4 protein-coding genes are annotated in these 4,883 nt (G+C 68.6%); all 4 read left to right on the plus strand.

Going from position 1 to position 4,883, the window contains the following annotated elements; translation table 11 throughout:
* Positions 1 to 715 precede the first annotated feature (715 nt).
* Genes AC3EO4_RS55375 through AC3EO4_RS55390 form a run of 4 tightly spaced genes read left to right on the plus strand, consistent with a single transcriptional unit; the run spans position 716 to position 4,724 of the window.
* On the plus strand, positions 716 to 934 hold the full coding sequence (locus AC3EO4_RS55375) for a ferredoxin (RefSeq protein ID WP_431904883.1): 219 nt from the start codon (positions 716 to 718) through the stop codon (positions 932 to 934).
* Positions 931 to 2,334, plus strand: a complete 1,404-nt coding sequence (locus tag AC3EO4_RS55380; protein ID WP_431904885.1) for an NAD(P)/FAD-dependent oxidoreductase — start codon at positions 931 to 933, stop codon at positions 2,332 to 2,334. Before AC3EO4_RS55375 ends, AC3EO4_RS55380 begins: the two co-directional genes overlap by 4 nt.
* Before the next feature lie 58 nt (positions 2,335 to 2,392).
* Positions 2,393 to 3,655, plus strand: a complete 1,263-nt coding sequence (locus tag AC3EO4_RS55385; RefSeq protein ID WP_431904888.1) for a cytochrome P450 — start codon at positions 2,393 to 2,395, stop codon at positions 3,653 to 3,655.
* 25 nt (positions 3,656 to 3,680) lie between these two features.
* On the plus strand, positions 3,681 to 4,724 hold the full coding sequence (locus AC3EO4_RS55390; protein ID WP_431904891.1) for an NAD(P)-dependent alcohol dehydrogenase: 1,044 nt from the start codon (positions 3,681 to 3,683) through the stop codon (positions 4,722 to 4,724).
* Positions 4,725 to 4,883: the final 159 nt, after the last annotated feature.

Below are 4,883 nucleotides of genomic sequence, written 5' to 3' on the forward strand. Positions count from 1 at the left end.
AAATCTGCCAACGTCCCTTGCCCGAGCTCGACCGGCTTCTCCCCAACGCCACCGCGTAGCAGTGCCTGTCGATGGCACGTGAACCGGTCATGAGCATCAGAGGCTTCGGCGAGCACATCTCCGACCTGAACGCGCCGCTGGACGACGTGGAGGTCAACCTCGATCTCGGCGGGGAGACCGGGGCGGGGTGAACCTCACCACTCGCCCCATCATGAGTCGTCGCGGACCCCGGCCAGGAGTTACGACAGTGCCATGGTGATGCCGGGGCCGCTGCAGAAGGTCTCGACCGCCCGGCGGGCCCGTGCGCTCACACTCAGCGGGGTCACCGTGATACAGCCCCGAGGCCGCTGCCGCTATCGGAGCCCGTCCATGGCATGCGGGCCGCCGTCGCCGACGGGCCGCCGTCACGGCCGCTGTACCGTTACCGCGCACGCCGCCCGTGTCGGCCGGAATGTTCGACACGGAGCATGTTTTACCCGATAGCGGTTGTGGCCATGGAAGCCGGGCGGAGAATCGTCGTGTGCGGATCGGCCCGGGCACACCTTGGTGCCGATGCCATCGGGTGCGGACCGGGATCCCCGCGCCGTGACGCTCACGGCAATGGTGGGGCTGTCCAGTTGGGCCACCTGGCGGAACGCGGGATGACCGCGTAGCCGAATGACCGCGTCGATGGTCGTTGTGTGGGGCGGCAGTCGCGGACGGAAGGGGTCTGCCCATGCGTATCGTCGTGGACCTGAATCGGTGCCAGGGATACGCACAGTGCGTGTATCTGGCCCACGAGATCTTCAAGTTGAACGGGGCGGAGGCGCTTACCTACGAGCCCAACCCCGACGACGCGCGGCACCTGCAGGTCCAGCGAGCCGCCGCGGCCTGCCCGGTGCGAGCGATCATGATCGACCGTTTGGACGGTGCGGAGCGGGGTGCACCGTCATGACCATGTCGGCGACGCTCGCCGAGTTGGTGCGCGACTTCAAGGCCAACGGCCGGATCGTCATCGTCGGCGCCTCCCTGGCGGGACTGCGGGCCGCCGAAGCCTTGCGCGAGGAAGGCTTCAGCGGGTCTTTGACCATCATCGGGGACGAGCCGTACGAGCCCTACGACCGCCCCCCGCTGTCCAAACAGGTGCTCAAGGGTTGGGTGCCGGCTGACCACACGTTGCTGCCCCGATTGCGGGAGCTGGATGCACAGTGGCGGCTCGGCGTGGCGGCCACCGGGTTGGATCGGGCCACCAGGCAGGTGCGCCTGGCCGACGGCGAGCAGGTCCCCTACCACCGGTTGCTGATCGCCACGGGCACTCGCGCGCGGCAGTGGCCCAACCCGGCCGAGGCCGCCCTGGAGGGCGTGTTCTCGCTGCGCTCGCGTGATGACGCCGCTCGGCTGCAACAGGCGCTGGCGGCAGGGCCGTCGCGGGTGCTGGTCATCGGCGGTGGGTTCATCGGTTCGGAGGTGGCCTCCGTCTGCCGGGAACTCGATATCCCGGTGACCGTCGCCGAGCGGGGCTCGGCGCCGCTGGTGGGCGCGCTGGGCGGGGTGATCGGCGAGATCGCCGCGGAGATGCAGCGCGACCATGGCGTGGACCTGCGCTGCGGGGTGGGCGTGTCATCGCTGGAGGGCGACGCGGGCGGACATGTACGGCGTGCTCGGCTCTCGGACGGGGCCACCGTCGATGCCGACGTGGTGCTGGCCGCGCTGGGCTCGATCCGTAACGTGGAATGGCTGGAGGGCTCGGGGCTGGCGGCCGGCTTCTGGGGTGTCGGCTGCGACGCCGGTGGTCGTGCCTTCGACATCAACGGCGTGGCGACCGACACTGTCTACGTGGCGGGGGACGTGGCGCGCGCTCCCTATGTGCTGTACGAGTACCAGTTTCTCGCGATGGAGCACTGGGACAATGCCGTCTTCGGTGCCGAGGTGGCGGCCCACAACATGGTGAGCCTCGAGCCCGACTACCGCCCGCATCTGTTGTTGCCCGCTTTCTGGTCCGGCCAGTTCGGCGTCAACATCAAGTCCGTCGGCGTGCCGCCGTTCGGCGACGAGATCGTCTTCACCCAGGGGTCCGTGAAGGAGCGCTGCTTCGCCGCCGCCTACGGTCGTCGGGGCCGCATCGTCGCCGCCGTCACCTTCGATCACGGCAAGTGGCTGGAGTACTACGCGCGGCTGATCGAGCAATCGGCTCCGTTCCCGCCCCCGCCGCCGGGCTGGGATCGGCCCGACTACATGAACCCGATGCCGGCCGGGTTCCCCGCGCCGGGAGTCCCGACGGCGATGCCCGACGTCGTCTTGACCGGCCACGACCCGAACGAGCGGAGGGCCGAGTTCCGGCCTCGAGGTCACTGACGCGTCCCTCGCGATCGGCGGGTAACCCGGCCGGCACAGCAGGAAGGAGAGGAACAGCATGGGCGAGGAAACACCCTGGCAGCAGGCGCTCCGCTACGCCAACCGTGCCAATCCGTACCCCTTCTACGCCGAGCTCCGCAAGACCCCGGTGGCGCGGCAGCCGGACGGCACCTACGTCGTCAGCACCTACCGAGAGATCGTCGCGCTTCTCCACGACCCCCGAGTCAGCTCGGATGTCAGGAAGATCCGAGCCCGCGCCCCGGCTGCGGCGGAGCCGGGGGCCGAGCCGATCACGGAGGCCGTCATCTCTTTGGAGCCGAACATCATCACCTGCGACCCGCCCGAACATGATCGAGATCGCCGCATGATGACGCGGCATTTCTTCGGCCCGTCCCATTCCCCTCACCTGATCTCTGACCTGGAGCCTGATATCCGACGCATCGTGGCCGACCTCCTGGACAGGATGCGGGGCAAGACCCGGATCGACGTCGTGGACGAGTTCGCCTACCCCCTGCCGGTGGCCCTGATCTGCAAGGTCCTGGGCGTGCCGCTGGAAGACGAACGTCGCTTCCACGCCTGGATCGAGACGGCCCTGGATGCTCTGGATTTCGGTCCGGAGGCGGCTTCCGAGGAGATGCGGCGCCGGCTGGAGGGCGGGCGCCGGAGCGTGAAGGAGTTCGAGCAGTTCCTGGTCGGGCTGCTCGACCAGTACGCCAAGCAGCCCGGCCCGGGCATGCTCTCGGCGATGGTTCACGACGACGGCCCGGACGGGCGCATGTCCGAGGGCGTGCTCGTCAGCAATGCTGTGCTCCTGCTCTTCGCCGGGCATGAAACCACGGTCAATCTGATCGCCCACAGCGTGCTCACCCTGCTGAGGCACCCCAAGGCTCTCGAGGAGCTGCGCCGCCGCCCCGACCTGATCGTGCCCGCGGTCGAAGAGTTGCTGCGGTTCGAGTCGTCGGTCCAGTTCTGGCACACTCGCTCGGCCGTCGAGGACATCGAAATCGCCGGCACCATCATCCCGAAGGGCGCGCCGATCTTCCTGGTGTACGGCTCGGCGAACCGCGACCCGGAACGGTTCGCCGACCCTGACCAGCTTGACCTCGAGCGCCTGGACAACCAGCACCTCGGCTTCAGCCAGGGCATCCACTTCTGCTTCGGCGCTCCGCTCGCCCGGCTCGAAGTCCAGGTCGCGGTCGGTGAGTTCGTCCGCCGCGTGGAGAACCCACGGCTCGTCGTCGACCCGCCGCCCTACCGCCACAACCAGATCTTCCGCGGCCCGCGCCACGTCCTGGTCGACTTCGACGGGATCCGCGACTGACCCAGCTTGCGCGCCAAGGATCGCTATGCGGGCTTTTCAACTCGTCGAATGGCAAAGACCGCCCGAGCTGCGCGAGGTGCCGGTCCCCGAGCCCGGCCCCGGGCAGGTCCTGGTGAAGGTCGGGGGCGCCGGTGCCTGCCACTCTGATCTGCACATCATGGAGGCACCCGCACCCGCACCCGGGGAGGGCACGAGACTGCCCTTCACGCTCGGCCATGAGAATGCGGGTTGGGTGGAGACGCCGGGACCAGGCGTCGCCGGGTTCGCGCCCGGAGACCCTGTGATCGTCTACGGACCCTGGGGCTGCGGCCTGTGCGCCAACTGCAGGGAAGGCAAGGAGAACTACTGCCAGAGGACCGGCGGTCTGGGCGGGGGCCTGGGTGGTCACGACGGCGGAATGGCTGAGTACCTGCTGGTCCCGGCGTCGCGATTCCTGATCCCGCTCGGCACCCTCGACCCCCGCGAGGCCGCCCCGCTCAGCGACGCGGGGCTGACCAGCTATCACGCCGTCAAGCGATCGCTGCACCTGCTGGGGCCGGGCTCGACCGCGGTGGTGATCGGAGCGGGCGCTCTGGGCCAGATGGCCATCCAGATGCTGCAAGCGCTCAGCGCGGCGACCACCGTCGTCACCGTGGACACCGCCGCCGGCAAGCTGGAGATCGCCAAGCGCATGGGCGCGGACGAGGCGCTGCTTTCCGGCGACCAGGCGGTCACGCGGATCATGGACATGACGCGGCAGCAGGGCGCTCAGCTCGTGCTGGACATGGTCCGCATAGACCCGACTTTGCGGATGGCTGCCCAGGTGGCCCGGGTGCTTGGCCACCTGACCATCGTCGGTCTCGGCGGCGGAGCCCTACCGGTCAACTTCTCGAGCCCGCCGCACGAGTGTTCGGTTGCCTCGCCGTACTGGGGCTCCATCCCCGAACTCATGGAAGTGATCACCCTTGCCCAGCAGCAAAAGATCAAGATGCTGGTCGAGCACTTCCCCTTGGAGCGCGTCGGCGAGGCCTACCAACTCCTGCACGACGGCAAGATCCAAGGACGCGCGGTCATCACCCCCCACCCGTGAGCACCTCATCAAAGCGACCGGGGAGAGCCCAAGTGGCGGTCCGGTCTTTGAACCGACCGGGTAAGCGTGGAGGGACCCCAGGAACTCAGGGGCTATTTCTCGATAGCCCCACAGGCCTGATGCGCGCAGGCGACGCGCTTCGTTAGGGACATCCCATGC

Source organism: Nonomuraea sp. bgisy101 (genome assembly GCF_057708945.1).

What these genes read in the sequence shown, in the direction of transcription:
- AC3EO4_RS55385 (WP_431904888.1), top strand. Translation starts at nt 2,393, where the DNA reads ATGGGCGAGGAAACACCCTGGCAGCAGGCGCTCCGCTACGCCAACCGT.
- AC3EO4_RS55375 (WP_431904883.1), top strand. Translation starts at nt 716, where the DNA reads ATGCGTATCGTCGTGGACCTGAATCGGTGCCAGGGATACGCACAGTGC.
- AC3EO4_RS55390 (WP_431904891.1), top strand. Translation starts at nt 3,681, where the DNA reads ATGCGGGCTTTTCAACTCGTCGAATGGCAAAGACCGCCCGAGCTGCGC.
- AC3EO4_RS55380 (WP_431904885.1), top strand. Translation starts at nt 931, where the DNA reads ATGACCATGTCGGCGACGCTCGCCGAGTTGGTGCGCGACTTCAAGGCC.